Here is a 25994-nt window from a genome sequence, read left to right as displayed (position 1 = left end):
CGTCGGGACAGCCCGATCCTAGGGCATCCTGTGCCGGCCGCAGACGGGCCGGCGGCGTGCTACTTGTTCTTGCCCTTCGCCCGGCTCTGCGCGCGGCGCTGCTCCCGATTCGCAGGCGCGGGCTCGGCGGCATCCGTCCGCTGGCCGAAGGCACCACGTGCGGCCGGCTCCTCGGCAGCGTCGGCGTCCGCCGCCTTGCGCAGGCGAGCGGTCGCCGCCTGCTGCACCTGGCCGCGCTCGTTGCGCACCTCGACATCGCCGGAGTCGTTCGGGGCGGAGTACTCGAGCTTCTGCTCGGGCTGCTGGTCCGCCAGACCCTTGGCCTCGACCTCGGTCTGGTCCGCGTCGGCCCGGCGCACCTCGACCTCGAGGTTGTAGAGGTAGCCGACGGATTCCTCCTTGATCTGGCCCATCATGGACTGGAACATCGCGTAGCCCTCGCGCTGATATTCGATCAGCGGGTCGCGCTGGGCCATGGCACGCAGGCCGATGCCGTCCTTGAGGTAGTCCATCTCGTAGAGGTGATCACGCCAGCGACGGTCCAGCACCTGCAGCACGACACGACGCTCCAGCTCTCGGGTGGCCGCCTCGCCCAGGCTCGCCTCGCGCTTCTCGTACGCGATCAGGGCATCCGAGAGCAGCTCGCGCTTGAGCCCCTCGGAGGTGATCCCGCCCTTGCGGTCGCCGGCCTCGGCCACCACCTCGTCGATGGTCACATCGATCGGGTAGAGCGTCTTCAACTCGGTCCACAGGGCGTCGAAGTCCCAGCTCTCGGTGTGCCCCTCGGCGGTGTGGTCGTCGACCACGCCTCCGATGGCGTCCTCGATGAAGTGCTTCACGCGGTCGGCGATGTCGTCGCCGTGCAGGATCTGACGCCGGTCGGTGTAGATCGCCTCGCGCTGGCGGTTGAGCACGTCGTCGTACTTGAGCACGTTCTTGCGCATCTCGGCGTTGCGGGCCTCGACCTGGTTCTGCGCGCTGCGGATGGCGCGGCTGACCAGGCCCGATTCGATCGGCACGTCGTCCGGGAAGTTCGTGCGCGCCAGGATCGCCTCGGCGGCGCCCGACTGGAACAGCCGCATCAGGTCGTCGGTCAGGCTCAGGTAGAAGCGGCTCTCGCCGGGGTCGCCCTGACGGCCCGAGCGGCCGCGCAGCTGGTTGTCGATGCGGCGCGACTCATGCCGCTCGGTGCCGAGCACGTAGAGGCCGCCCGCCTCGGTGACCTTGACGCCGTCCTCGGCGACCTTGGTCTTCATCGCCTCGTAGGTGTCATCCCAGGCCGCCTCGTACTCCTCGGGCGTCTCCTCGGGGTCCAGCCCCTGGGCGCGCAGTTCCTGCACGGCGAGAAACTCGGCGTTGCCGCCGAGCATGATGTCGGTTCCGCGGCCGGCCATGTTCGTGGCGACCGTCACCGCGCCCAGGCGCCCGGCGAGCGCGACGATCTCCGCCTCGCGCGCGTGGTTCTTGGCGTTGAGCACCTCGTGCTTGATGCCCTTCTTCGCCAGCAGGCGGGAGAGGTACTCGCTCTTCTCGACGCTGATCGTGCCGACCAGCACCGGCTGCCCGGCCGCGTGGCGCTCGGCGATGTCCTCGACCACCTGGGCGAACTTGGCCTGCTCGTTCTTGTAGACCAGATCCGGCTGATCCTTGCGGATCATCGGCTTGTTGGTGGGGATCGGCACCACGCCCAGCTTGTACGTGGACATGAACTCCGCCGCCTCGGTCTCGGCGGTACCCGTCATGCCGGCGATCTTGTCGTACAGGCGGAAGTAGTTCTGCAGGGTGACGGTCGCGAGGGTCTGGTTCTCGGCCTTGACCGGCACGTTCTCCTTGGCCTCGATGGCCTGGTGGATGCCCTCGTTGTAGCGGCGCCCGACCAGGATGCGGCCGGTGTGCTCGTCGACGATCATGACCTCGTCGTTCATGACGACGTAGTCGGTGTCGCGCTTGAACAGCGCGATGGCCTTGATGGAGTTGTTCAGGAAGGAGATCAGCGGGGTGTTCGCCGACTCGTAGAGGTTGTCGATGCCGAGGTGGTCCTCGACCTTCTCGATGCCGGGCTCGAGCACTCCGACGGTGCGCTTCTTCTCGTCCACCTCGTAGTCGACGCCCGCTTCGAGGGTGCGCGCGATCTTGGCGAACTCGGTGAACCAGCGGTTCGCCTCGCCGGAGGACGGGCCCGAGATGATCAGCGGCGTGCGGGCCTCGTCGATCAGGATCGAGTCGACCTCGTCGACGATCACGAAGCAGTGCTCGCGCTGGACCAGGTCCTCCTTGCGCCACGCCATGTTGTCGCGGAGGTAGTCGAAGCCGAACTCGTTGTTCGTGCCGTAGGTGATGTCGGCGGCGTACTGCTGGCGACGGACCTCGGGCGTCTGACCGGAGACGATCACGCCGGTGGTCATGCCCAGGCCGCGGTAGACGCGACCCATGAGCTCGGCCTGGTAGCTGGCGAGGAAGTCGTTCACGGTGACCAGGTGCGCGCCCTTGCCCGGGATCGCGTTCAGGTACATGGCGAACACGGCGGTGAGCGTCTTGCCCTCACCGGTCTTCATCTCGGCGATGTTGCCCATGTGCAGGGCCGCGCCGCCCATGATCTGCACGTCGTAGGCGCGCATTCCCAGGGTGCGCCTGGCGACCTCGCGCACCGCGGCGAAAGCCTCTGGCATCAGCTGATCCAGGGTCTCGCCCTTCTCGTGGCGTGCTCGAAGCTCGGCGGTCTCGCCCCGCAGCTCCTCGTCGGTGAGCTTCTCGAAGTCGTCCTCCAGAGCGTTCACGGCCTTGACGACCTGCTTGAGCCTGCGAAGGATGCGTCCTTCGCCGGCACGCAGCATCTTCTCGAGAGGATTCGCCACGGATGTCTCCCTTGGATCTCGGGTTCCGGCGAGGGTGGCCGCCGGACATACCGTGCCATGTTAGCGGCCCGCGACTTGCATCCGCTGTGCACGAGCGGCCGCGCGGAGCACGCTGAGCGCGAACAGGACACGCGGGAATCGAATGCCGGCGGCATGTTTCCGGATATGCATATACTCAGAAACGCAATACCGGGAAATGATCGGAGACCTCATGTCCGTCCGCCAGAGTCTGCTCGCCATCCTCGACCAGGGCCCCTGCTACGGGTACCAGCTGCGCGCCGAGTTCGACCGCCGCACCGGTTCCACGTGGCCGCTGAACGTCGGCCAGATCTACAACACCCTGGAGCGCCTCGAGCGCGACGGTCTGGTGCGCAAGGGCGACATCGACGACCAGGGTCACGTCTACTACGAGATCACGGATGCCGGGCGGGCGGAGGTGCGCGACTGGCTGGACTCCCCCGTGCTGCGACAGGCCGGAACCCGCGACGAGCTGCCCATCAAGCTGGCGCTGGCCGCCACTCTCCCGGGCGTGGACGTCGCGGCCATCGTGCAGCGGCAGCGCAAGGCATCCCTCGCCGCTCTGCAGGAGCTGCGCCGGGTGCAGTTCGCCGGCGCAGCGGGCGGCGAGGAGCTCGCCTGGCAGCTGGTGGCGGACTCGCTCATCTTCCAGGCGGAGGCCGAGGTGCGCTGGCTCGATCACGTGGAGTCGAGGCTCACGCGCCACACGCCGCAGGCACTGGAGCTGGAGCTCAGCATGCAGACACCGCGCCGGGGCCGTCCCCCGCGCACGACTGCCACCGCGACCTCGGGGTCGGCCTCATGAAGCGCGCGGAGTACCGGGCGGCGCGAGCCGGCGAGCGCGCGGCCCGTCGCCCCGCCTCGAAGACGCAGGAGCGGCAGCGCGACGCCCGCGACCCGGTGCTGCAGCTGATCGGCATCTCCCAGCACTACGGGCACGGCGCCTCGTCGGTGTCCGCGCTGGCGGGCGTCGATCTGAGCGTGCACCCGGGCGAGCTGGTGGCGGTGATGGGCCCGTCCGGCTCGGGCAAGTCGACCCTGCTCGCGATGGCGGGCGGCCTGGCCACTCCGACCGCCGGCGAGGTCGTGGTGGAGGGCACGTATCTGTCATCACTGGATCCGAACGGCATCGCCCGGCTGCGGCGCCGTTCGCTCGGATACGTGTTCCAGGACTTCAATCTGATCCCCACGCTCACCGCGATGGAGAACGTCGCCCTGCCACTTGAGCTGGACGGCGTCCCTCGCCGCGCGGTCCGCCGCGCCGCGCAAGAGGCGCTGACCGGCGTCGGACTCGGCGAGCGGCTGGACGTCTATCCTGACGACCTCTCCGGTGGGCAGCAGCAGCGCGTGGCCATCGCGCGAGCCATCGTCGGCGCGCGGCGGCTGATCCTGGCCGATGAGCCCACCGGAGCCCTTGACTCGGAGACCGGCGAGCTGGTGATGCAGGTGATCCGCCAGCGCGTGGATGCCGGTGCCGCCGGCATCCTGGTCACGCACGAGCCCCGGCACGCGTCCTGGGCGGACCGCATCCTGTTCCTCCGCGACGGCCGGGTGGTGGACGAGTCGACGCGCGAGAGCGCGGATGCCCTGCTGAGCGGGGCGCGGTGATGTTCCGCGACCTCAGCGGCGGCGGCGCGCGCTGGCGCGTCGCCGCACGGCTGGCCAGGCGGCAGGCCTGGCGCTCGCGCGGATCCAGCCTGCTGATCGTGCTGCTGATCGCGCTTCCGGTTGCCGGCCTCGTGACGGCGGCGACGCTGGCCACCAGCACGATCCCGACGCCGGAGCAGGTGCTGGACGCGCGGCTGGGCAGCACGCAGACCCGAGTGCAGATCGTCAGCGGGCCGGATCAGAGCCTGATCCAGGCGCCCGTCGAGCCGGAGTGGTGGGAGATCGACCGCGACCCCGAATCCGGGGAGCCGCTGAACGCCGATCAGGAGCCGCTTCAGGACATCACCAGCCTGCTCCCGCCGGGCACCGCCGCGCTGCGCCTCCAGCAGGCGACGGTCATCGCCCGCACCGCAGCGGGCATCGCATCCATGTCGGCGCTGGTCGGACCGGCCGGCGACTCCGCCTTCACCGGCCGCTACGACGTCGTGCAGGGGCGGGCCGCGGCATCCGACGATGAGGCTCTGGTGACGCGCTCGGCGCTGGAGAGCATCGGCGAGAAGGTCGGCGGTGCGCTCGAGCTGCGGAATCCGGACCGGGAGTTCACGATCGTCGGCGTGATCGACATCGTCGATCAGCCCGACTCGACGCGCACCGTGGTGCTGCCGGATGCCGAGGCGAGCGAGCTCGTGGGCACGCCGCTGTGGTATCTGCCTGACACGGCGCTGACGTGGGAGCAGATCCGAGCGCTGAACGCGCAGGGCGCGACGGCGCTGTCGCGGCCGGTGGCGCTGGACCCGCCGGTGACCGGCACGCAGGTGGACCAGGCACGGCTGGTGAACCCGGGGGCGACCCTCGGCAGCATCCTGGCGATCGGCGGGATCATCTTCGCGTTCGTCGCGTATCAGATCGTGCTGCTGGCGGGCGCGGCGTTCAGCGTGAGCGCTCGTCGCCAGCAGCGGTCGCTGGCCATGGCGGCCAGCGTCGGCTCGGCCCGGCGCGACCTGTCGCGCATCGTCCTGCTGCAGGGACTGGTGCTCAGCGGCATCGGAGCCCTGCTGGGGGTGCTGCTCGGACTCGGCGGGGCGTGGGCGGCCATGCGGATGCTCGACGACGGCAACCGCACGATGTACTGGGGGTATTCGGCGGTGCCGTGGCTGGTCGCCGCGATCGGTGCTCTCGCGGTGCTCGTGGGCACCGCGTCGGCCATGCTGCCCGCCCGGGCGGCGGCCAAGGTCGACGTGCTCTCGATGCTGCGCGGCGGGCGTCGGCCGCAGACCGTGCGGCGGTCGCGGCCGGTGTGGGGCATCGCGCTGATGCTCGTGGGCGTCGGGATCAGCATCGCCGCAGTGGCGGGCCTGCTGTGGGTGCGCACTGCCATGGTGCGCTCGGATGACATCCGCGCGATCGCCTCGTACGTGGGCGTGTTCGCGGGGCCGGTGGTCGTGCAGATCGGCGTGATCGTCAGCGGGCACTGGTTGCTGACGAAGCTGGTCCGGCCGCTGTCCCGCCTCGGCCTCGCGCCCCGGCTGGCGATCCGGGATGCGGCGGCCAACGGCACCCGCTCGGCCGCGGCGCTCGGTTCGATCGGCGCGGCGGTGATGATCGCGACCTTCGCGGTGTCGGTGACCGGCATGACCGTGGGAGCGCAGGGACACGACTACGTGGCCCAGGCGCCGCGGGGCGCCCTGACGATGGAGGTCTTCGGTGAGAGCGGCGCCGAAGCGGAGTCCCCGATCGTGGAGCGGGCGGAAGCCGTGCTCGAGGCGCAGTCGCCGACCGGTGTGGCACGGCTCCTCCGGCCCACCGACGCGTTCAACCTTGTCGCGCAGGAGCGACCGGAGGCTGCGGTGACGATGCCGGTCTGGCCGCAGGATGTCATCTGCCGCGGCGACGGGTCCGCGCAGCAGGATGCCGGCTGCTCCCGCCGGCTGGATGCCCTGAGCGGGCTGCGCATCACCACGCCCGAGTCGCTGCCGATGCTGCTCGGGACGGCGGGCGGAGAGAAGGTTCAGCGCGCGCTTCGCGACGGCGGTGCCGTGGTGCTCGATCGCGACCTGCTGCATGACGGACGGCTCGTGCTGGGCTTCTGGAACGCGCAGCAGGCGTACGAATCCGGCGGCACCGTGCACTCGGGCACCAGCTCGGTGGCTCTCGGCGAGGATGCGGTCGTCGCGCAGGACGACGCGGATCGTCAGGAGGTTCTCGACACCGTCGTCGTGGATGCGCCCGAGCGGTACCAGTACTCCGCGCTGATCTCCGAGCGCACCGCGCAGCGGCTCGACATCCTCACCGACTCGCTCACCCTGGTCGGAGTCTTCGAGCAGCCGGCGGATCAGCAGCTGGTGGAGCGGATCAACGCTTCCGCGGGCTTCGAAGCCGGCCTCTACGTGCGCGCGGAGCAGGGTCCGCCGAGCCCGATGGTGGGCATCCTGCTGCTGCTCGCGGCCACCGGCATCCTGATGCTGGGCACCAGCGCGATCGTGCTGGGACTCGCCCGCATCGACGGAGCGGCCGACGACGCGACCCTGGCGGCCGTCGGCGCGACGCCCGCGCTGCGGCGCGGGATCTCGTTCTGGCAGGGGCTGATCATCGCCTTGCTCGGCTCCGTGACCGGGGCCGCGATCGGACTGCTGCCGGTGTGGGGTATCGTCCCGGCCGAGCAGGGGTACTACCGCCCGGAATCCATCCCGTGGTGGGCGATCGCGACCATCGCCGTGGGGCTGCCGCTGCTCGTCGCCGCGGTCAACGCGCTGACCTCGCGCCGCCGCCCTGTCGTCACCCGCCGCACCGCGATCGCCTGACCGCACCAGCAGCCTTCCCACACCGCATCCGAATTCGCCGAGACCCCTCATCACCTCCGAGACCCCTCCTGAATCGCGCCAACCACGAGGGGTCTCGGCGCTCAGGAGGGGTCTCGGCGGGAGGCGTGTTCGCCGAAGGCGCATCGGGCGCACAGCGCGAACGCCGCACGAGACTCGTAGGATCGACGCATGGCCGGTTTCTGGGGCAGACGCAGACGTGAAGAAGAGGCGCTCGCAGCGCAGGACGCGGATCTCGCGCGCCGCGCCGAGCAGTCGCTGGTCGCGACCGACGAGCGCATCCGCACCACCTCCGACGAACTCGCGTTCGCCCAGGCCGAGCTCGGCGACTCGCTCACCGCAGATCTGAAGGCGGCGCTGGATGCCGTGCGGCTGCACATGCAGGAGGCCTTCCAGCTGCACCAGCTCAACCACGACGAGATCCCCGACACCGACGAGGAGCTGCGCACCCGCAATGCACGCATCGTGCAGCTGTGCGAGTGGGCCGAGAGCCTGCTCGACGAGAAGACCGGTGACCTGGCCGAGACCGTCGCCAAGGTCCGTCGCGCTCCACAGGTGATCGCGCAGGTGCGTCGGGATGCCGAGGCGCTGAGCGCCCGCATCCCCCAGGCGCGTGAGACGATCACACGCCTCTCCTCGCGCTACGCCGAGAGCGCCATGCGCCGCGTCGCCTCCTCCGGCGACGAGGCCGAGCAGCTGATCGAGTTCGCGGTGCACGGCGCCGATGTGTCGGAGCGCCGGCGCGCCGCCAAGCAGAACGAAGAGGCGAACCTCGCCCTGGAGACCGCGACCGAGGCTGTTCGTCGCGCCGCGGCGATGCTCGACGCCGTGGAGGACTTCGAGATCCAGGCGCTGCGCGCGGAGTCCACCCTCGCCAACGTCGTGGCCGACTCCCGCGGCGACATCGTCGCCGCACGGAGCGCGCCGCAGACCCCCGAGGTCGCCCAGGCCGCAGCCGCGCTGGAGGCCGCGCTGGGTGCGCTGGCCCCGGCGGGCACGCTGAACGATCCGTTCGCCGAGCTCACTCAGCTGCGCTCCGCCAACACTGCGCTGGACGAGGTGATCGCGAAGGCTCACTACCGCATCCAGCACCCGCTGCCCTCGGTGGCCCAGGTGCAGAACGCGCTCGATGACGCCGACCGGCAGCTGGGTGTCGCCCGCGGGCTGATCTCCGGCCACCGCGGCTGGATCGGAGCCGACGCCCGCACCCGCCTCGCCGAGGCTGAGCGGCTGCGCGTGGACGTGCCGACGATGCTCCCGGCAGAGGAGACCCGGGAGCACGCGCTGGCCTCGGCTCGACGTGTGGCGCAGCTGGCGGCCGAGGCGCTGCAGCTGGCGCAACGCGACATCGACTCCTCGCGTCCGCAGGACCCGCAGCCGTGGGGCGGGGGCGGCTGGGGCGGCGGACGTCGCGGCGGCGGGGGCGACATCGTCAGCGGCGTGCTCGGCGGCCTGGTGATCGGCAGCATCCTGGACGGCATCTTCGACTGAAGGCGCGACGCTTCGACAGGCTCAGCGACCCAAGGGCGGGAACCCGCCCAGCGACCCGGGCCGGTGAGCCTGCCGAAGCGATCTGCGTCACGCGATCAGGATGCCAGCGCCTCGGCCGGCGGTGCTGCTGTCGTCAGCGAGATCACGCCGTAGTCCCAGCCCTTGCGGCGGTACACGACGCTGGGGTGGTCGGTGCGCACGTCGACGAACAGGAAGAAGTCGTGTCCGACCAGCTCCATGCGGTCGACGGCCTCCTCAACGGTCATCCATTCCGCATCGAAGTTCTTCGTGCGGATGACCACGGGCGAGTAGGACTCCTCCTCATCCTCGACCACGGGGATCGTTCCGGTCGCGACGGCCTGCAGCACGTCGGCGGAAGCGGGCTGCACGTCGATGCCGGCGAGCGCGCCGCTGCCCTTCTCGAAGTGCGGTCCGCGCGGATGATTGCGCCCGTCGATGCGCTTCTCCTTCGCGCGGCGCAGCTGCTCGGTGAGCTTGTCGAGTGCCATGTCCAGAGCGGTGAACTTGTCGCCGTCGACCGCCTCCGCGCGTACGACGGGCCCCTTTCCGAGGAGTGTGAGCTCCACGGTCTCATCGGGAATCCGGCCGTTGCGATAGGCGCGGTGCGTGACCTTGACCTCGAGTCGGAGCGCTCGCGGCGCGAGCGTCTGGATACGCGCTGTCTTCTCCTCGACAACCGTGCGGAACCGATCGGAGATGCTCACTCCGACGCCGACGATGCTCGTTTCCATCACTGCCTCCTTGTCCCGGTCCACCCGGCCAAGGGCGGACCGTGGTCGCCTTGTGACCCCCTACGCTAGTCGCCGCGACCGGACATGTCACTATCCACCCACCGGCATTTCGCGCGTGTCGCCGTGCCCGGGCGTGGCGGCCAGCGCGACCGCGCACACCGGCCGGAATCCTGCCGTCCGCAGCGCCCGTGCCGCCTCGTCCAGCGTCGACCCGGTGGTCACCACGTCGTCGACGATCACCACCTGGCGCCCCTCCCCCGGCGCTCCGACCGCACGCAGGCTTCCGGCGACGTTGCGCGCCCGCTCCTCCCGATCCAGGCCGCGCTGATCGCGCGTGCGCCGACTCGGGCGCAGCATCCGCTCGGCCGGGTACCCGGCCCGCCGGATCAGCAGCTCGGGCACGCGGTAGCCGCGTCGGCGGAACGCCGCCCGGCTGGTCGGCACCGGAACCACCAGCGCATCGAGTGGGGCGTGCCGCGCGAGCACCTGCGCCAGAGCATCTCCCAGCGGCCGCGTCAGCATGGTCGCGCCGTCCTCCTTCACCCGGCGGATGCTGCGCGCCACGACACCCTCGTACCGCAGCGCGGCATGCACCACCAGACCGCCGTCGGTGCGGATCTCGAGCGGGTCGGCGATCAGCATCCGACGGCACTCGCCGCACAGCAGCGTGCCCACGCTGTCGCAGCCGGGACAGACTGCGGCCAGCAGCAGCGCCAGCGCCTCAGCGCCGATAGCGGTCATCATCCGAGCGCCTGCCATCCCACGATGCTCGCGCATGCAGCGGACCGGCGCGCACCCGGATCACCGCAGCTGTGGAGGACTCAGCCGCGAGTCGCTCCTGTGCACAGAAGTCAGTACCCGGCACGTCTGCCGAGCACCAGCACGTGCTCCATCGACACCTGCCAGGACGATCCTCGCTGGGCGTACAGCGCCCCGTCCGAGCCGAGCACGCGCAGCCCCGTCGTCGTCTTCGCGCCCGCGAGCGCGTCCGCGCCGTCTGGCGCCGGCGTGGATGACGACGGTCCGCCGACCACGAAGGTCGTGAGCACCGGGTCGGGTGCGCTGGTCAGCACCGCGAGGGAGTCCGTGCCGATCCAGGCCAGGCCCTGCGCCGGTCCGGCGAGTCTTCCGATCTCCTGCGGCTCGCCCAGCGCGGTGGGCTCGTCGTCCTTGCCGCGCATGACAGCGGCGACCATCACCCGGCGCTGGCCGCCCGAGGTCACCACCGCGGCCACCCGCGCTCCGTCCGCGGAGACCCGCAGCTGGCTGATCGAATCGGCGACCTGCCAGGCCTTCGCGATCACCGCCTTCCGATCCAGCTGCGCGTTGGAGTACTCCAGCGCCCCCGGCAGACTGCGCGGCACGGTCCACACGAACCCGAACGGGTCCAGCGACGGCTCGATCAGATCGGCGCGATCGTCGAGCAGCGCGATGTTGCCAGCCGTCACGGCGAACACATGTCCGTCGCGCAGCTGCATCGCCGCCAGCGAGGCATCCAGCGACACGTCCACGGCACCGATCGGGTCGACCGTCTTGGCCAGCTGAGCGCTCAGCGCCCCGACAGGCTCGACCGTGTCGCCCGCGACGGTGCGGCCGAAGCCGTCGTCGGTCTGCACGAGCACGCCCGCATCGGTGATGGAGTCATCGACGGACACCAGACCGGCATCCAGCTCCGCCCCGTCGACCGTGAGGCGCACCTCGGACACGCCCGCTCCGGACAGGCTCGCCTCCAGCTGGGTGCGCATGCGCGCCAGATCGGTCGGCGAGGCCGTGAGCGCGCCCCGCGACAGCGCGACCGAGGCGACCTGAGAGGCATCCACCGTCACCGCGTCGCCTGCCAGCGACATGTCCGTCGAGAACGCGTTGTGCACGGCAGGCGCGAGCCATTCGGCGGGCTGACCGGTGACCAGCGCGCGCGCGATGGTGGTGGCCATCGCCGGCCGTCGCGGGAACCAGCGCACGTCCGGCACCAGGTGGGTCCACGAGGCGTCGAAGTACTTCAGCGAGTACTTCTGGTACACCCGCAGGAACGTCGGCGCGTCCAGCACGATGCCGTCCTTGGCCTTGGAGATGCGCCACTCCCCGCGCGCATCGCGCTCGAGCTGATAGGTCGCCTTGGCCGGACTCGCGTCCGCGCTGTACGTGCCTGCGGCGTCGACGCTGGCCACCTGAGCGAACTCGGCCTGCACCTGCGCGGACGTCGCGGTCTCGTCGTCCTCCGGGACCGACGAGGAGAAGGCGCGATCGTCGATCGAGGTGTCGATCGTCACGGTCGCGTCCGGCTTCCACACCTGCCGGAAGTCGTCGGTGAGGAACTTCTGCGCGATCTCCCAGTTGCCCGTCGGTGTCATCGACGCCTCGAGGAAGCCCTTGACGATGTTCTCGGGGCTGTCTCCGGGCTGCGGGTCCAGTGCCGTCTGGATGAAGACCGGGCCCTCGTCCTCCTCGCCGAGCGTGAGGCCGGCGTTCGGCGGGCCGGAGGTGGGAAGTCCCGAGCAGCCCGCCAGCAGCAGGGCGATGGCGGCGGCCGCGGCCAGCCGGAGTGCGCGTGTGGTCCTCACCGTCGCCCTCCCTTCTCATCCGCCGGCCGGTCCAGCACGATCGGCTGAGTCACGCTGCCCAGGTCGGCGAGCGTCTCGGGCGGCTCGAGTGCGATCGGACCCTGACCGGCGGACGCGCCGCCGGCACGAGGGATCGTGAGCACGAAGTTGCTGCCGACGCCGAGCTCCGACCACACCTGCAGCGTCCCGCCGTGCAGGGTCGCGTCGCCGAGGGCGATCGAGAGCCCCAGGCCCGTGCCGCCGATCGAGCGCTTGCGGGAGGGGTCGGCGCGCCAGAACCGGTCGAAGACGTGCTCCGCATCCTGCGGTCGCATCCCCAGGCCGAAATCGCGCACGCCCACGGCGACCGCGTACTGGTTGCTGTCCACCGTGACGACCACCGGCTGCGCCTCGCCGTGCTCGATGGCGTTGCCGATGAGGTTGCGCAGCACGCGACGCACGCGGCGCGGGTCCATGTCGACGGGTGAATATCCGCCCGGGGCCACCATGCGCAGCTCCGAGCCATGCGTCGCCGCCAGCGGCCGCATCTGATCGACCAGCTCCTCGGCCAGCTGGGCGAGGCTGGTCGCCTCCACCTCCAACTGCACGGAGCCGGCGTCGTAGCGGCTGATCTCCAGTAGATCGGCCAGCAGCGTCTCGAAGCGCTGCACCTGCGTGTGCAGCAGCTCCGCGGTGCGCGCCGTGGTCGGATCGAACCCGTCCTTCTGATCGTTGATCATCTCGGCGGCCAGGCGGATCGTCGTCAGCGGGGTGCGCAGCTCGTGGGAGACGTCGGAGACGAAGCGCTGCTGCACGAGCGAGAGCTCGGCGAGCTCCTTGATCTGCTGCTCGATGCTGTCCGCCATCGCGTTGAACGACGTGCCCAGGCTCGCCAGCTCGTCCTCCCCGCGCACCGGGAGCCGCACGCCCAGTTCACCCGCGGCCAGCCGCGCACTGGTCTCGGCGGCCTCGATGATGGGCGTGGACACCGACCGCAGCACCACCCACGAGATCACGCCGATCAGTGCGACCAGGCTGACGCCGGCCAGCCAGAGGGTGCGCTGCACGAACAGCAGAGTGGCATCGGCATCCGCGAAGTCGTAGGCGATGTACACGTCGTAGCGCGCGACATCGCGGATGATCAGCATCTGCCCGACGACGATGCCGGGCGATTCGGCGGAGTCGCCGTGCGGGAGCGCGATCGACTGCCAGGCCTGCCGCGTGGGCACGTCGCGCACGCGGGTGCGCAGCTCGTTGCTGAGCTGATCGGAGGTGAGCTGCTGCTGGCTGCCGAACCCGCCGGGGATGTAGCCGTCGCCCAGCCGCTTCTGCAGGATGCCGACGATGCGATTGGAGGACGCGGCGCGACCCAGCTCCCGCTGCGCCTCGTTCCACACGGCGGTGAGAGTGGCGCGGTCATCTCCGGCCACCCCGGAGTCGACGACCTTCTGCGCCTGCGCGACCGCCGCCCTGGCGTTCTGGAGCGCGTCGTCCTTGCGCGCCTCGAAGAGGTCGTTGCGGATGACCAGTCCCATGACGATGCAGATCACGAGCACCGTCAGCGCCGTCGCCAGGAGCGTGATCGCGGTGGCGCGGAAGCGCATCGATCCCCGCCAGTCGGCGATCAGCAGCTCGGGCCACGCCCGAGGCGACCGCCAGGACGTCGCCCGCACCCGCGTCGCGGTTGTCGCGATCACCGGGAGCTCCTAGCCGACGCTCCCGGCACGGTAGCCCACGCCGCGCACGGTCATCACGATGCGGGGGTTGTCCGGATCGAGCTCGACCTTGGCGCGCAGCCGCTGCACATGCACGTTGACCAGTCGCGTGTCGGCCTTGTAGTGGTACCCCCACACCTGCTCGAGCAGCATCTCGCGGGAGAAGACCTGCTGGGGCTTGGATGCCAGTGCGACCAGGAGCTGGAACTCCAGCGGCGTCAGCGCGATCGGCGCGGTGCCGCGGCGCACCTCGTGCGCGTCGACGTCGATGGTCAGGTCGCCCACGCGCAGCACTTCGGCGGTCGCCTGCGGTGCGGGCCGCAGCCGGGTGCGGATGCGCGCGACGAGCTCCTTCGGGTTGAAGGGCTTGACCATGTAGTCGTCGGCGCCGACTTCGAGGCCGCGGACGACGTCGGCGGTGTCGCTGCGAGCGGTGAGCATGATGATCGGCACGCCCGACTCGGCGCGGATGCGCGTGCAGATCTCGATCCCGTCCATGCCGGGGAGCATCAGGTCCAGCAGCACGAGATCGGGCCGCGACTCGCGCCACTGGTCGACGGCTTCGGCGCCGTCGGCGCAGAACAGCACGTCGAACCCCTCTGTCCGCAGCACGATGCCGATCATCTCGGCCAGTGCCGTGTCATCGTCGACCACGAGGATCCGTGAGGTCATCTTCTGCCCAGCCTCATCTCTCTCTGATGCGAACCACGACGCCGTCATGTGTCCCCAACTCGGATCAGCCTACTTGACGATCCCCGCATCGCCCGGAAACCCGCGGTGCGCCCGCGCACGCGGGCCACCGCGTGTGCCACGATGGGAGCGCACGAACGTCGTGACGCACGGGGAGGGAGTGCCGAGTGACCGGTCAGAGCTGGACGCCCGCGCCGAGGAAGGGCGCGATCCCGCTGCATCCGATGACGTTCGGAACCCTGCTCGGCCGGGCGTTCGCCGCGCTGCGCCACAACCCCAAGGTGCTGTTCGGGTTCGCCGTGGTGATGCAGTTCGTCATCACCCTGATCACCGTGGGCGTGCTGCTGCTGGTGGCCTGGTTCGTCGCCGTCCGGGTGGCGTCGGTGCCGGAATCATCGCCCGACTACCTGCCGATCCTCTTCGGCTCGATGGCACTGGCGGGCGTCGCCATGATCGTGATGTCGCTCGTGACGGTCGCGTTCACGGCGGTCGTCCAGGGGCTGGTCGCCGCCGACGTGTCGTATGCCGCGGTCGGCAGGCGCGCCTCGCTGCGGCTGCTGTGGATGCGCGTGAAGCCGGCGTTCTGGCGGCTGTTCCTGTATTCGCTGCTGCAGGGACTGGCAGTGCTGATCTGGATGCTGCTGCTCGGCGGGATCGTCTACGGTCTGCTCGTCGCGACCGGCTTCGCCGGGGGCGGTATCGCCCTGGCCGTGATCGTCGGCATCCTGCTGCTGCTGGGCAGCGTCCCACTGGCGGTCTGGCTCACCACGAAGCTGCTGGTCGTTCCCGCCGTGCTCGTGCTCGAGACCGCGCCGCTGCGCGTCGCGCTGGTGCGGTCGTGGCGGCTGATCCGCGGCCGCTTCTGGTCGGCGTTCGGCGTGATGTTCCTGATCCAGCTGATCATGGGCGCCGCCGTGCAGGTCGTCGCGCTGCCGGCATCGCTGGTCGCCGGCGTGCTCAGCGGCGTGCTGGCGCCCACCGGGGCCGACGAGGCGACCGCGACGATCACGCTGATCGTGGCCAACCTCGCCCCGCAGGTGCTGGTGCTGGCGGTGCAGGCCATCGCGATCGTCGTGCAGGGCACCGGTGCCACGCTGATCTACCTCGACTCGCGGATGCGGTACGAGGGGCTCGACCAGAGCCTGATCCGCTGGGTGGAGCAGAGCGCGCAGGGCGTGCCCGACGCGCAGCTCGTCGACCCGTGGCCGGTCGACCCGGCGCGCGCCGTGTCGAAGAACCCGCCGCTGCAGCCGACGGCACCGCCGGCGCATCCCGATCCCGGCTACGGGCAGCCCCCGTACGGCCCCGGATACACCCAGCCCGGATACGGCCAGCCCCCGTACGCCCAGCCCGGATACGGCCAGCCCCCGTACGCCCAGCCCGGATACGTCCAGCCCGGATACGGCCAGCCCCCGTACGCCCAGCCCGCCCCTCCGGCCGTCCCGCCCGCGCAGGTGATCCCGCCCTCCTCGCCCAGCCCCTGGGCGGCGCCGGGCTCGGACGCATGAACGTCCTCCCGCTCACCGACATCCTCATCCCCGACGGCGACGAGGCGCGCCGCTGGGCTCAGGAGGAGCTCGCCCAGCGGGAGTACCAGGCGGCCAAGCCGACGTGGTTCGACGAGCTGGCGGCCGGGGTGGTGCAGTGGTTCCTGGATCTGTTCACCGCCCGGGGCGCCGCCGGCTTCGCCCCACTGGCGACGACGGTGATCGTCGTGGTGGTGATCGCCGCTCTCGTCGTGGCGCTGCTGGTGTGGGGCCGTCCGCGCGCCTCGCGTGCCGTCCCGCGACGACGCGAGCTGCTCGGCGAGCACGACGATCGCACCGCCGCGCAGCTGCGCGCCGCGGCCGAGCGCAGCGCACGGGAGCAGGACTGGGACAGCGCCGTCGTGATGCGCTACCGGGCGCTCGCGCGCGACCTGCTCGAGCGCGATCTGATCGATCCGTCGCCGGGTGCGACGGCGCAGGCGATCGCCCGCGAGGGCAGTGCGCCGTTCCCGGCGTCCGCCGAGCGCCTGCACGCCGCCGCGACGGCCTTCGACGCCGTGCGCTACCTGCGCGCCCCGGCCGACGAGCGCGCGTACCGCGAACTCGCCGCCACCGACGACGCGCTGCGCTCCGCGGCACCCGCGCTCGGCACCCCTGTTGCGGCGGTGCCGGCGTGAGCGGGGCGCGGCTCGCGCCATCACCGGCGACGAGCGCGGCGGATGCCGGGAACGCGGGCTCCACCGCTGCCGCCGCCGCACCGGGTCGCCGCGGCCGGATCGTCGGCCGGGCCGTCGTGATCGCGCTGCTGCTCGGGATCGCGCTCCTGTCGGGACGCTTCATCGTCAGCAATCCCGACCTCGGCGGGGTGCTCAACCCGCGCAGTCCCGGTCCCACCGGCGCGAAGGCGCTCGCGCAGCTGGTGCGGGACAAGGACGTGGACGTGCAGATCACGCGCAGCCGGCGGGATGCGGCATCCGCTCTCTCCTCGGACGCCACGCTGGTGCTCACCGACCCGTACCCGCTCAGCGACGAGGCCGTGCGCGCGCTGCTCGATCGGGCCGATCGGGTGGTGCTGCTCAGCAGCAGCGCTCGGATGCTGCGCCTGCTCCGGCTCGGCGAGGACGCGCCCGGTGCGGGCGGCGAGGTCTCCGCCGGTTGCAGGCCGGCCGAGTTCGACCGCGTCGGCACGATCGACGCGACCAGGATGTTCCTGCCCGCCACGGATTCCGAGGGATGCTTCGCCGACGAGTCCGGCGCGGCGGCACTGCTGCGCAGCACGGCGGACGGACGGACGGTCAGCCTGCTGGAGGGCACCCGCCTGCTCTCGAACGACGCGCTCGCCCAGCGGGGGAACGCGGCTCTGGGGATCGCGCTGCTCGCTCAGGAGCCGCGCGTGGTCTGGTACGTGCCGAACCTGGCCGACGGCGACATCTCGTCCGGCGAGACCACCCTCGGCGACCTCACGCCCGAGTGGGTCACCCCGGCGCTGCTCCTGCTGCTGCTGGCCGGTCTGGCGGCCGTGTGGTGGCGCGGACGCCGCTTCGGACCGCTGGTCGCCGAGTCCCTGCCGGTCACCGTCCGCGCCTCCGAGACCATGCAGGGCCGAGCCCGGCTCACGGCCAGGGCCGCCGACGCCGCGCACGCCGCCGAACCCATCCGCGCGGGAACGATCGCGCGGCTCGCGGCGCGTCTCGGCCTGGGTCCGCGCTCGTCCGTGGAGGAGGTCGCGGATGCGGCATCCGACCGCGTCGGCGTGCCGCGCACGTCGCTGTACGACCTGCTCGGTGGCGCACCCCCGCATGACGACCGCGAGCTGATCGCCCTCGCCCGCCGCCTCGCAGAGCTCGAGGACGCGGTCGGGAACACCATCCGCATCGAAAGGAATCGCCCGTGAGCGACGAGCAGCAGATCCCCCCACGCCCCGCGACGGACGACGACGCGCTGCGGCAGGCCATGCACCGGGTGCGCACCGAGGTCGACAAGGCCGTGATCGGGCAGGCGGGCACCGTCACCGGACTGCTGGTGGCGCTGCTCGCCCGCGGCCACGTGCTGCTGGAAGGGGTGCCCGGCGTGGCGAAGACCCTGGTGGTGCGCAGCTTCGCGCGCGCCGTCGGCCTGGACACTAAGCGCGTGCAGTTCACCCCCGACCTGATGCCGGGGGACGTCACCGGCTCGCTGGTGTACGACGCGCGCACCGGCGAGTTCGAGTTCCGCGAGGGTCCGGTCTTCACCAGCATCCTGCTCGCCGACGAGATCAACCGCACCCCGCCCAAGACGCAGGCGGCGCTGCTGGAGGCCATGGAGGAGCGACAGGTCTCCGCCGATGGCGTCAGCCGCACCCTGCCCGATCCGTTCCTGGTCGCCGCGACGCAGAACCCTGTCGAGCACGAGGGCACCTACACCCTGCCCGAAGCCCAGCTGGACCGCTTCCTGATGAAGCTCGTGGTCGGCATGCCCGAGCGCGATGCGGAGGTCTCGGTGCTGCGGCTGCATGCCGAGGGCTTCTCGCCCCGGCTGCTCACCGGCGTTCAGGCGGCTGTCACCGGCGACGAGATCCGCGCCGCCCAGCAGGCCGCCGCCGGCGTGCAGGTCACCGACGAGGTGCTCGGCTACGTCGTCGACCTGGCGCGCGCCACCAGGCAGTCGCCCTCGGTCGAGCTGGGCGCCAGTCCGCGCGCCTCGACGGCGCTGCTGGCGGCGGCCCGCGCGTGGGCCTGGCTGAACGCGTCCCGCGCCGTCACCCCCGATCACATCCAGACCATGCTGATGCCGGTATGGCGGCACCGCCTGCAGCTGCGCCCGGACGCGCAGATGGAGGGCGTCTCGGCGGATGCCGTGCTGCAGTCGGTCGTGCAGCAGACGCGGGTGCCGATCTGACATGTTCGTGACGGCACTGCTGGCGCCGCTGGTCGCGCTGGGCGTCGTGCCGATCGTGCTGCTGAGCGCGGTCGGACTCCCGGCGTGGGCGGTCTTCGCCGCGTGGATGACGCTGTGCGCACTGCTCGCGGGGCTGGACGTCGCGCTGGCCGCCAGTCCGCGAACCGTGGTCGTCACGCGCAGCGTGCCGGCCCGCGCGCGCCTCGGCGAACCCGTGAGCGCGAGCCTCGCCGTGCAGAACAACGGCCGGCGCACGCTGCACGGCTGGGTGCGCGACGCCTGGCAGCCCACGGCGGGTGCACCCGCCGGGCGCGAGCGCGTCAGCATCCCAGCCGGCGAGCGACGACGGATGCCGGTGCCGCTGCTCCCCCGCCGCCGCGGAGAGCTGCGCAGCGAGTTCGCCGTCATCCGCTCACGCGGGCCGCTGGGGCTGGCCGGCCGTCAGGCACGGCACGATGTGCGCGGCGCGATCCGCGTGCTGCCGGCGTTCACCAGCCGCAAGCACCTGCCTTCGCGGCTGGCGCGGCTGCGCGAGCTGGATGGGAACACGTCCGTCCAGGTGCGAGGCCAGGGCACCGAGTTCGACTCGCTGCGGGAGTACGTGCGCGGCGACGACATCCGCTCCATCGACTGGCGCGCCACCGCACGGGCCGGCACGACCATGCTGCGCACCTGGCGCCCCGAGCGCGACCGGCACGTCGTCATCCTGATCGACACCGGCCGCACCGCCGCCGCGCGGGTCGGCGACAGCACCCGGCTCGACGCCGCGCTCGAGGCCGCGCTGCTGCTGGCCGCGCTCGCCTCGCGCGCCGGCGACCACGTGCACCTGCTGATGTACGACCGGGTCGCCCGCGCCCGGGTGACCGGCATCGACGGCGCAGGGCTGCTGCCCGCGCTCACCGACGCCATGGCGCCCGTGCACGCACGGCTGATCGACACGGACTGGACAGGGGCGTTCGCCTCCGTCCGCACCCTGACCACCCGTCCGTCGCTGGTCGTCGTGCTCACCGCGCAGGACGCCGCGGAGTCGGCGCGCGGGTTCCTGGGGGCCTTCCCCGAGGCATCCCGATCGACGACGCTGCTGGTCGGATCGGCGACCGACGACGCGATCTCCCAGCTGGCCAGGCGACGCGACTCCCGCATGGACGTGTACCTCGCCGCCGCTGCCGAGCAGACCATCCGCGACGCGCAGGTGGTGGCGGATGCCGTCCGCCGTGCCGGAGGCGAGGCGATCGCCGCGGACCCCGCGATCCTCCCACCGCGCATCGCGGACCGCTACCTGGAACTCAAGGCCGCCGGCCGCCTGTAGCTGCGGGGTACGATCTCGCGCTTCGCGGGTCCCGAATTGCGGTGTCAAGGGCGTGGGATGCCGCAGAGCGGGACCCGCGAGGAATGGGGCACGAGGGGGCCGGGCGTGTCGCGGGTCCTGGATTGTGGGGTCGCCGGGTGGGATGCCGCAGAGTGGGACCCGCGAACGGTGAGAAGCGAGCGGCGAGAAGGGAACGGCCCTCGCCCCGGGAGGGGCGAGGGCCGTCAGCGCACTGCTCAGACCAGGTCGAAGCGGTCCAGCTCCATGACCTTCGTCCAGGCCGCGACGAAGTCGGCGACGAAGCGGTCGGCCGCATCATCCGACGCGTAGGCCTCCGCCACGGCGCGCAGCTCGGAGTTCGAGCCGAACACCAGGTCGGCACGGGTGCCGATCCACTTGAGCTCCCCGGTGGCCACCTCGGTCGCCTGGAACGCGTGCGATCCCGGGTCCAGCGGCTTCCACTCGTACGCCATGTCGAGCACGTTCACGAAGAAGTCGTTGGTGAGCACGCCAGGGCGATCGGTGAAGACGCCGTACTTGGAGCCGTCCCAGTTGGTGTCCAGGGCGCGCAGGCCACCGACCAGCACGGTCATCTCGGGTGCGGTCAGGTTCAGCAGGCTGGCCTTGTCGACCAGCAGGTACTCCGCCTTCAGGCCGGCAGCGCTGGCGAGCGGACCCTGGTAGTTGCGGAAGCCGTCGGCGACCGGCTCGAGGTACTCGAACGAGGCCACATCGGTCTTCTCCTGCGTCGCGTCGGTCCGCCCGGCGCGGAAGGGCACCGACACGTCTCGACCGGCATCCTTCGCGGCCTTCTCGACGCCCGCGTTGCCGGCGAGCACGATCAGGTCGGCCAGCGACACCCGCTTGCCGGACTCCTCGAACGACGCCTTGACCGCCCGCAGCACGTCGAGCACCTTGGCGGAGCGCTCCGGGTTGTTGGCCTCCCAGCGGTTCTGCGGCTCCAGCGCCAGGCGCGCGCCGTTGACGCCGCCGCGCTTGTCGCTGTTGCGGAAGGATGCCGCCGCCGCCCACGCCGTGGCCACCAGCTCGGACACGGTCAGGCCGGACTCCAGGATCTTCGCCTTCAGCGTCTCGGCGTCGGCGTCGGAGATCAGCTCGTGATCGACGGCGGGCACCGGGTCCTGCCAGAGCAGCTCCTCGGTCGGGGCGAGCTTGCCCAGGTACCGGCTGGACGGACCCATGTCGCGGTGGGTCAGCTTGAACCACGCGCGGGCGTACGCGTCGGCGAAAGCCTGCGGGTCGTCGCGGAACTTCGCCGAGATCGGACCGTAGATCGGGTCGAAGCGCAGCGACAGGTCGCTGGTGAGCATGCGCGGCTCACGGCGCGTGGTCGCGTCGTGCGCCATCGGCACCATGTCAGCGCCGGCGCCGTGCTTCGGGCGCCACTGCTTGGCACCGGCGGGGCTCTCCATCAGCTCCCACTCGTACGCGTACAGGATGTGGAAGAACTCGTTGTCCCACCGCGTCGGGTGATAGGTCCAGGTGACCTCCAGGCCGCTCGCGGTCTGGTCGTCGCCCTTGCCGGTGCCGTGGGCGTTCTTCCAGCCCAGCCCCATCTGCTCCATCGGAGCCTCCTCGGGCGAGGGTCCCACCAGATCGGCGGAGCCGGCGCCGTGGGTCTTGCCGAAGGTGTGGCCGCCCGCGATCAGCGCCACGGTCTCCTCGTCGTTCATCGCCATGCGCGCGAACGTCTCGCGGATGTCGGCCGCCAGCTCGACCGGGTCGGGGTTGCCGCCGATGCCCTCGGGGTTGACGTAGATGAGACCCATCTGCACCGCGGCGAGCGGGTTCTCCAGGTCGCGCTCCTGACCGGGCGTGTAGCGCTTGTCGTCGCCGAGCCAGGTGCTCTCCGAGCCCCAGTAGATGTCGTCGTCCGGCTCCCAGGCGTCGACGCGCCCGCCGGCGAAGCCGAAGGTCGTGAAGCCCATCTGCTCCATGGCCACGTTGCCGGCGAAGATCATCAGGTCGGCCCAGGAGATCCGGTCGCCCCACTTCTTCTTGACCGGCCAGAGGATGCGGCGCGGCTTGTCGAGGCCGGCGTTGTCGGGCCAGCTGTTCAGGGGGGCGAAGCGCTGCTGGCCGGTGTTGCCGCCGCCGCGTCCGTCGGTGACGCGGTAGGTGCCGGCGCTGTGCCAGGCCATGCGCACCATGGCGGGACCGTAGTTGCCGAAGTCGGCCGGCCACCAGTCCTGCGGCGTGGTCAGCACCTCTTCGATGTCGCGGCGCAGCTCGTCCAGGTCGACCGTCTCGAACTTGGCGCGGTAGTCGTACTCCGGTCCGTACGGGTTGGTCTCGGACGGGTTCTTCGCGAGCACGCGCAGGTTGAGGCGGTCGGGCCACCAGTTGCTCGCGGCGGAGCCGCCGGCGCGGGTGGGGCCGCCGTGCACGACGGGGCAGGCGCCCGCATCGGCGGCGCTCTGCTCGTGGTCGGTGGGCGTGGGGATGACGCCCTCGTTCTCGTCGATGACGTTGTCGGTCATGATGTCCTTCCGGTGGAGGTGGTCTCAGCGGGTGTGCGGACGGCGGATGCCGCGCATGGGGCGCACAGGCCCCAGTAGGTGACCTCGGCGACGACGACGCGATAGCCCTGAGCGTCGGACGGGGCGAGGCAGGGAGCGTGGCCGGTGGCGCAGTCGACGTCGGTGACGGCACCGCAGGCGGTGCAGATCAGATGGTGGTGATTGTCGTCGACGCGCAGCTCGAACATCATCGGGTGCCCGGCGGGTTCGATCCTGCGCACCAGGCCCGCGGCGGCGAAGTCGCCCAGGGCGTTGTACACCGACTGCGGGCTGGTGGAGGCGACCACCTCGCGCACCAGCTCGTGCACAGCATCGGCGGTGGCGTGCGGATGCGCGCGCAACGCGTCGTACACGGCTCGACGGGAATCGGTCACGCGCAGCCCCGCAGCGCGGATCGCCGCGCTCGAGGCATCCGTCGTCCGATCCTGTCGCATGACTCCAGTGTACCTTGTTTTGACTGAATCAAGAAAAGCGGATGACCACGGCGGCGGCGCACGGCGCGCCTCACAGGGGACGCTCAGCCTTGCCGCCATCATTGCCTCGCGCGACGACCGTCGCGGCATCCGACCGGAAGGACATGCAGATGTCTGAGTCATCCCCCACCACAGCGAAGCCGACGCTGGGCGCCAGGCTCGCCGCCGAGGGCTTCGGCACCTTCCTGCTCGTGTTCGGCGGCGTCGGCACAGCGGTCTTCGCCTCCAACCACTTCACCGAGCCCGGCACGGCCTCGGCCGTCTACGTCGCGGTCGCCCTGGCCTTCGGACTGACGGTGCTCGCCGGCGTCTACGCCTTCGGACCGATCTCCGGGGGCCACTTCAACCCCGCCGTGACCGTCGGCGCCGCCGCCGCGGGCCGCATCCCGTGGCGGGACGTCGCCCCCTACGTCATCGCCCAGGTGGTCGGCGGCCTGATCGCCTCGACAGCGCTGGTCCTGATCGGGCTGTTCGGCCCGGACAAGTGGCTGACGAGCGCGCAGGACGCCGGCTTCGCGAGCAACGGCTGGGGAGCGCACTCCCCCGGCGGCTTCGGCATGATGTCGGCGATCATCATCGAGGTCATCCTGGCCGGGTTCTTCGTGATCGTCATCCTCGGATCCACGCATCCCACCCGCGGCTCCGCGCACGCGGGCATCGCCATCGGGCTCACGCTCACCCTGATCCACCTGATCGCCATCCCGGTGGACAACACGTCGGTCAACCCGGCCCGCTCCATCGCGGCGGCCGTGTACGGCGGCGGCGAGGCGCTGGCCCAGGTCTGGGTGTTCCTGGTGTTCCCGATCGTGGGCGCCCTGATCGCGGGCTACGCGTACAAGGCGCTGTTCGACGGCACCGACCGGGGCTGAGTCCATCCGACGGCGACATCCTGACGCACGAGTGAAGGGGGCGGCTGCGGCCGTCCCCTTCTCATGCACTCAGCCGGCTCAGCCGGCGATCAGGGTGGGGGTGCCTGATTCGTACTCGATCAGGTCGCCGGTCTCGCCCGCCCGTGCGGCGCGCGCGCCGATCACCAGCATGTAGAACAGCACGCAGCCCAGCGCGAGCGCGCCGATCCCGATCTTCACCGGCCACGGCAGCGCCGATCCGGTGACGAAGCCCTCCACGAGCCCCGACAGCAGCAGCGCGAAGACCAGGCCCATCGCGACCGTCGCCAGCGAGCGTCCGCCTGCCGCCAGGGACTGGCTGCGCGTGCGCGGCCCCGGCACAGCCCAGGCCCAGAAGATGTGCAGGCCCGCGGCGGCGGCGATGAAGATCGCGGTCAGTTCCAGCATCCCGTGCGGAAGGATGTGCAGCAGCATGACGTCGAGCCGGTCGTGCGCGGCCATGATCGCCGCCGCCTGCCCCAGCCCGATCGCGTTCTGCATGATCACCCACACGGGCCACACGCCGGTGACGCCGAAGAGCACGCACTGCAGCGCGATCCAGGCGTTGTTCGACCACACCATCCCCGCGAACGACGCCATCGGCTCGTAGTAGTCCACGAAATCGTGCTCGGCGTACTGCGCGAGTGCGGCCGGTGCGCCCAGGGTCGCCACGCGCGCCGGATCCGCGGAGATCCACGCGCCGCTGATGAGCACGATGAGCACGAAGACGACGGCGATGACGGCCGTCGTCCAGCGCAGGCGGTGCAGCGCCGCCGGAAGCTGCCGCGTGAAGAAGCGCGCCGCCTGCGCGACGATGTTCTCGGATGCCCCGGTGAACCGCAGCCGCGCCGCGGCGAGGATGGTGGAGAGGTAGGCGCCCTGCGGAGTGTCCCCCACCGAGGTCTTGAGCTCGGCCAGATCGGCGGATGCTGCGCGGTACCGCACGATCAGCTCATTGATCTCCGCACCGGTGAGATGCCGGCTCCGGCTCAACTCGTCCAGCCGCTCCCACTCGGGTCGGCGCGCGTCGGCGAGGGCATCGGCATCCACGTGATTCACTGTACTCATGTCGACACCCATCTCCGCCGAGCAGGAGATCCTCTCCGGCGAGGCCGTCGCCATCGACGTGCAGCCGGTCGGCTTCGTGCTGCGCGCGGCGGGCGCGCTCATCGACATGGTGATCGGCTTCCTGGTGTTCGCCGCGTTCGCCCTGCTGGGCGTGTGGATGCTGGGCGAGGGGCTCCTGGACGCGCACACCCTGCCGATGCTCATCGTGTGGGCCTCCGTGATCAGCTTCCTGGTGCTGCCGGTCACGGTCGAGGCGGCCACGCGCGGTCGCAGTGCGGGCAAGCTCGCGGTCGGCGGCCGCATCGTGCGCGTCGACGGCGGCGCGATCACGTTCCGGCACACGTTCATCCGCGCGCTGGTGGGCGTGCTGGAGGTCTACCTGACCCTCGGCGGCGGCGCGGTGATCGCCGGTGCGGTGACAGCGCGCTCGCAGCGGCTCGGCGATCTGGTGGCCGGCACGTACTCCCAGCGCGTGCGCACACCGCGGCTGGCACCGCACACGCCCTTCCTGCCGCCATCGCTGACCGCCTGGGCCACGATCGCCGATGTCACGCGGCTTCCCGATCGCCTCGCCCGCCGCATCTCGCAGTTCCTCTCCGGCGCCGACCAGCTGACGCCCGCCGCGCGCCTGCGCGTCGCACAGGAGCTGGCCGCGGAGGTCGCGGACTTCGTCTCTCCGCTGCCGCCGGTCCCGGCGGAGGACCTGCTGCGGGGCGTGACCGTGCTGCGCCGCCGGCGCGAGCAGCGCGCGCTCATGATCGCCGATGAGCGCGCCGAGCGGCTCAGCGGACGCCGCGTGCGGGTCTGAGCGGCGCTTCGACAGGCTCAGCGACCAGGAGTGGCCCGCGGGAGGCGCTCCGCGCCC

General features: G+C 71.3%; 20 protein-coding genes. 11 read left to right on the top strand and 9 right to left on the bottom strand.

Features of this window, described 5'->3' with window-relative positions:
* Nucleotides 1-59: 59 nt before the first annotated feature.
* Nucleotides 60-2855: a preprotein translocase subunit SecA gene (gene secA / locus Q9R19_RS04055; RefSeq protein WP_311255055.1), complete on the bottom strand. Its 2796-nt coding sequence runs from the start codon at nucleotides 2853-2855 to the stop codon at nucleotides 60-62.
* 211 nt (nucleotides 2856-3066) lie between these two features.
* On the opposite strand from secA, the gene Q9R19_RS04050 reads away from it, so the two are divergent.
* The 4 genes from Q9R19_RS04050 (at nucleotide 3067) to Q9R19_RS04035 (ending at nucleotide 8791) form a co-directional block, all read left to right on the top strand.
* The gene (locus Q9R19_RS04050; protein WP_311255054.1) at nucleotides 3067-3678 is read left to right on the top strand and encodes a PadR family transcriptional regulator; all 612 of its coding nucleotides are present in this window, start codon (nucleotides 3067-3069) and stop codon (nucleotides 3676-3678) included.
* Nucleotides 3675-4481, top strand: coding sequence for an ABC transporter ATP-binding protein (locus Q9R19_RS04045; protein ID WP_311255053.1), 807 nt, complete (start codon nucleotides 3675-3677; stop codon nucleotides 4479-4481). Before Q9R19_RS04050 ends, Q9R19_RS04045 begins: the two co-directional genes overlap by 4 nt.
* Nucleotides 4481-7282, top strand: coding sequence for an FtsX-like permease family protein (locus Q9R19_RS04040; RefSeq protein ID WP_311255868.1), 2802 nt, complete (start codon nucleotides 4481-4483; stop codon nucleotides 7280-7282). Before Q9R19_RS04045 ends, Q9R19_RS04040 begins: the two co-directional genes overlap by 1 nt.
* 189 nt (nucleotides 7283-7471) lie before the next feature.
* Nucleotides 7472-8791, top strand: a complete 1320-nt coding sequence (locus Q9R19_RS04035) for a hypothetical protein (protein WP_311255052.1) — start codon at nucleotides 7472-7474, stop codon at nucleotides 8789-8791.
* 95 nt (nucleotides 8792-8886) lie between these two features.
* On the opposite strand, the gene hpf is transcribed toward Q9R19_RS04035, so the two are convergent.
* From hpf to mtrA, 5 genes are all read right to left on the bottom strand, one after another.
* Nucleotides 8887-9543 (bottom strand): ribosome hibernation-promoting factor, HPF/YfiA family, encoded by a 657-nt coding sequence (hpf, locus tag Q9R19_RS04030; RefSeq protein WP_311255051.1) that lies wholly within the window; start codon nucleotides 9541-9543, stop codon nucleotides 8887-8889.
* Between the two features lie 90 nt (nucleotides 9544-9633).
* Nucleotides 9634-10287, bottom strand: a complete 654-nt coding sequence (locus Q9R19_RS04025; RefSeq protein ID WP_311255050.1) for a phosphoribosyltransferase family protein — start codon at nucleotides 10285-10287, stop codon at nucleotides 9634-9636.
* Between the two features lie 107 nt (nucleotides 10288-10394).
* Nucleotides 10395-12104 (bottom strand): LpqB family beta-propeller domain-containing protein, encoded by a 1710-nt coding sequence (locus Q9R19_RS04020; protein ID WP_311255049.1) that lies wholly within the window; start codon nucleotides 12102-12104, stop codon nucleotides 10395-10397.
* Complete coding sequence (gene mtrB, locus Q9R19_RS04015) at nucleotides 12101-13780, bottom strand: MtrAB system histidine kinase MtrB (protein WP_311255048.1); 1680 nt, start codon at nucleotides 13778-13780, stop codon at nucleotides 12101-12103. The genes Q9R19_RS04020 and mtrB overlap by 4 nt, the downstream gene beginning before the upstream one ends.
* A 9-nt stretch (nucleotides 13781-13789) precedes the next feature.
* Complete coding sequence (gene mtrA / locus Q9R19_RS04010) at nucleotides 13790-14470, bottom strand: MtrAB system response regulator MtrA (RefSeq protein ID WP_311255047.1); 681 nt, start codon at nucleotides 14468-14470, stop codon at nucleotides 13790-13792.
* Between the two features lie 185 nt (nucleotides 14471-14655).
* On the opposite strand from mtrA, the gene Q9R19_RS04005 reads away from it, so the two are divergent.
* From Q9R19_RS04005 to Q9R19_RS03985, 5 genes are read left to right on the top strand one after another with little or no spacing between them, the layout of a single operon-like run.
* Entirely contained in the window at nucleotides 14656-15996 is a 1341-nt protein-coding gene (locus Q9R19_RS04005; protein ID WP_311255046.1) for a hypothetical protein, read from the top strand.
* Nucleotides 15993-16652 carry a DUF4129 domain-containing protein gene (locus Q9R19_RS04000; protein ID WP_311255045.1) on the top strand — a complete coding sequence of 220 codons (660 nt, stop codon included), beginning with the start codon at nucleotides 15993-15995 and terminating at the stop codon, nucleotides 16650-16652. Before Q9R19_RS04005 ends, Q9R19_RS04000 begins: the two co-directional genes overlap by 4 nt.
* Entirely contained in the window at nucleotides 16649-17869 is a 1221-nt protein-coding gene (locus Q9R19_RS03995; RefSeq protein WP_311255044.1) for a DUF4350 domain-containing protein, read from the top strand. Before Q9R19_RS04000 ends, Q9R19_RS03995 begins: the two co-directional genes overlap by 4 nt.
* Nucleotides 17870-17928: 59 nt before the next feature.
* On the top strand, nucleotides 17929-18852 hold the full coding sequence (locus tag Q9R19_RS03990; protein WP_311255867.1) for a MoxR family ATPase: 924 nt from the start codon (nucleotides 17929-17931) through the stop codon (nucleotides 18850-18852).
* A gap of 1 nt (nucleotide 18853) precedes the next feature.
* On the top strand, nucleotides 18854-20161 hold the full coding sequence (locus Q9R19_RS03985; protein ID WP_311255043.1) for a DUF58 domain-containing protein: 1308 nt from the start codon (nucleotides 18854-18856) through the stop codon (nucleotides 20159-20161).
* 236 nt (nucleotides 20162-20397) lie between these two features.
* Here the strand turns inward: Q9R19_RS03985 and katG are convergent, their stop codons facing one another.
* The gene (gene katG / locus Q9R19_RS03980) at nucleotides 20398-22662 is read right to left on the bottom strand and encodes a catalase/peroxidase HPI (protein WP_311255042.1); all 2265 of its coding nucleotides are present in this window, start codon (nucleotides 22660-22662) and stop codon (nucleotides 20398-20400) included.
* The gene (locus Q9R19_RS03975; protein WP_311255041.1) at nucleotides 22659-23135 is read right to left on the bottom strand and encodes a Fur family transcriptional regulator; all 477 of its coding nucleotides are present in this window, start codon (nucleotides 23133-23135) and stop codon (nucleotides 22659-22661) included. The genes katG and Q9R19_RS03975 overlap by 4 nt, the downstream gene beginning before the upstream one ends.
* Before the next feature lie 149 nt (nucleotides 23136-23284).
* Between Q9R19_RS03975 and aqpZ the strand changes: the two genes are divergently transcribed.
* Entirely contained in the window at nucleotides 23285-24043 is a 759-nt protein-coding gene (gene aqpZ, locus Q9R19_RS03970) for an aquaporin Z (RefSeq protein ID WP_311255040.1), read from the top strand.
* 78 nt (nucleotides 24044-24121) lie between these two features.
* Here aqpZ and Q9R19_RS03965 read toward each other — a convergent pair whose 3' ends face one another.
* Complete coding sequence (locus tag Q9R19_RS03965) at nucleotides 24122-25111, bottom strand: stage II sporulation protein M (protein WP_311255866.1); 990 nt, start codon at nucleotides 25109-25111, stop codon at nucleotides 24122-24124.
* A 16-nt stretch (nucleotides 25112-25127) separates the two neighbouring features.
* Here Q9R19_RS03965 and Q9R19_RS03960 point away from each other — a divergent pair, with 16 nt between their 5' ends.
* Complete coding sequence (locus Q9R19_RS03960; protein WP_311255039.1) at nucleotides 25128-25937, top strand: RDD family protein; 810 nt, start codon at nucleotides 25128-25130, stop codon at nucleotides 25935-25937.
* Nucleotides 25938-25994 lie beyond the last annotated feature (57 nt).

This window comes from Microbacterium sp. ARD32 (assembly GCF_031844385.1).
Classification (GTDB): Bacteria; Actinomycetota; Actinomycetes; order Actinomycetales; family Microbacteriaceae; genus Microbacterium.
The sequence above is the reverse complement of the archived record's forward strand: the minus strand, read 5'-3'. Positions and strand labels throughout refer to the sequence as shown.

Coding starts and splice junctions, on each gene's coding strand:
- Q9R19_RS04050 (WP_311255054.1), top strand. CDS start 3,067: ATGTCCGTCCGCCAGAGTCTGCTCGCCATCCTCGACCAGGGCCCCTGC.
- Q9R19_RS04045 (WP_311255053.1), top strand. CDS start 3,675: ATGAAGCGCGCGGAGTACCGGGCGGCGCGAGCCGGCGAGCGCGCGGCC.
- Q9R19_RS04040 (WP_311255868.1), top strand. CDS start 4,481: ATGTTCCGCGACCTCAGCGGCGGCGGCGCGCGCTGGCGCGTCGCCGCA.
- Q9R19_RS04035 (WP_311255052.1), top strand. CDS start 7,472: ATGGCCGGTTTCTGGGGCAGACGCAGACGTGAAGAAGAGGCGCTCGCA.
- hpf (WP_311255051.1), bottom strand. CDS start 9,543: ATGGAAACGAGCATCGTCGGCGTCGGAGTGAGCATCTCCGATCGGTTC.
- Q9R19_RS04025 (WP_311255050.1), bottom strand. CDS start 10,287: ATGATGACCGCTATCGGCGCTGAGGCGCTGGCGCTGCTGCTGGCCGCA.
- mtrA (WP_311255047.1), bottom strand. CDS start 14,470: ATGACCTCACGGATCCTCGTGGTCGACGATGACACGGCACTGGCCGAG.
- Q9R19_RS04000 (WP_311255045.1), top strand. CDS start 15,993: ATGAACGTCCTCCCGCTCACCGACATCCTCATCCCCGACGGCGACGAG.
- Q9R19_RS03990 (WP_311255867.1), top strand. CDS start 17,929: ATGCACCGGGTGCGCACCGAGGTCGACAAGGCCGTGATCGGGCAGGCG.
- Q9R19_RS03985 (WP_311255043.1), top strand. CDS start 18,854: ATGTTCGTGACGGCACTGCTGGCGCCGCTGGTCGCGCTGGGCGTCGTG.
- katG (WP_311255042.1), bottom strand. CDS start 22,662: ATGACCGACAACGTCATCGACGAGAACGAGGGCGTCATCCCCACGCCC.
- Q9R19_RS03975 (WP_311255041.1), bottom strand. CDS start 23,135: ATGCGACAGGATCGGACGACGGATGCCTCGAGCGCGGCGATCCGCGCT.
- aqpZ (WP_311255040.1), top strand. CDS start 23,285: ATGTCTGAGTCATCCCCCACCACAGCGAAGCCGACGCTGGGCGCCAGG.
- Q9R19_RS03960 (WP_311255039.1), top strand. CDS start 25,128: ATGTCGACACCCATCTCCGCCGAGCAGGAGATCCTCTCCGGCGAGGCC.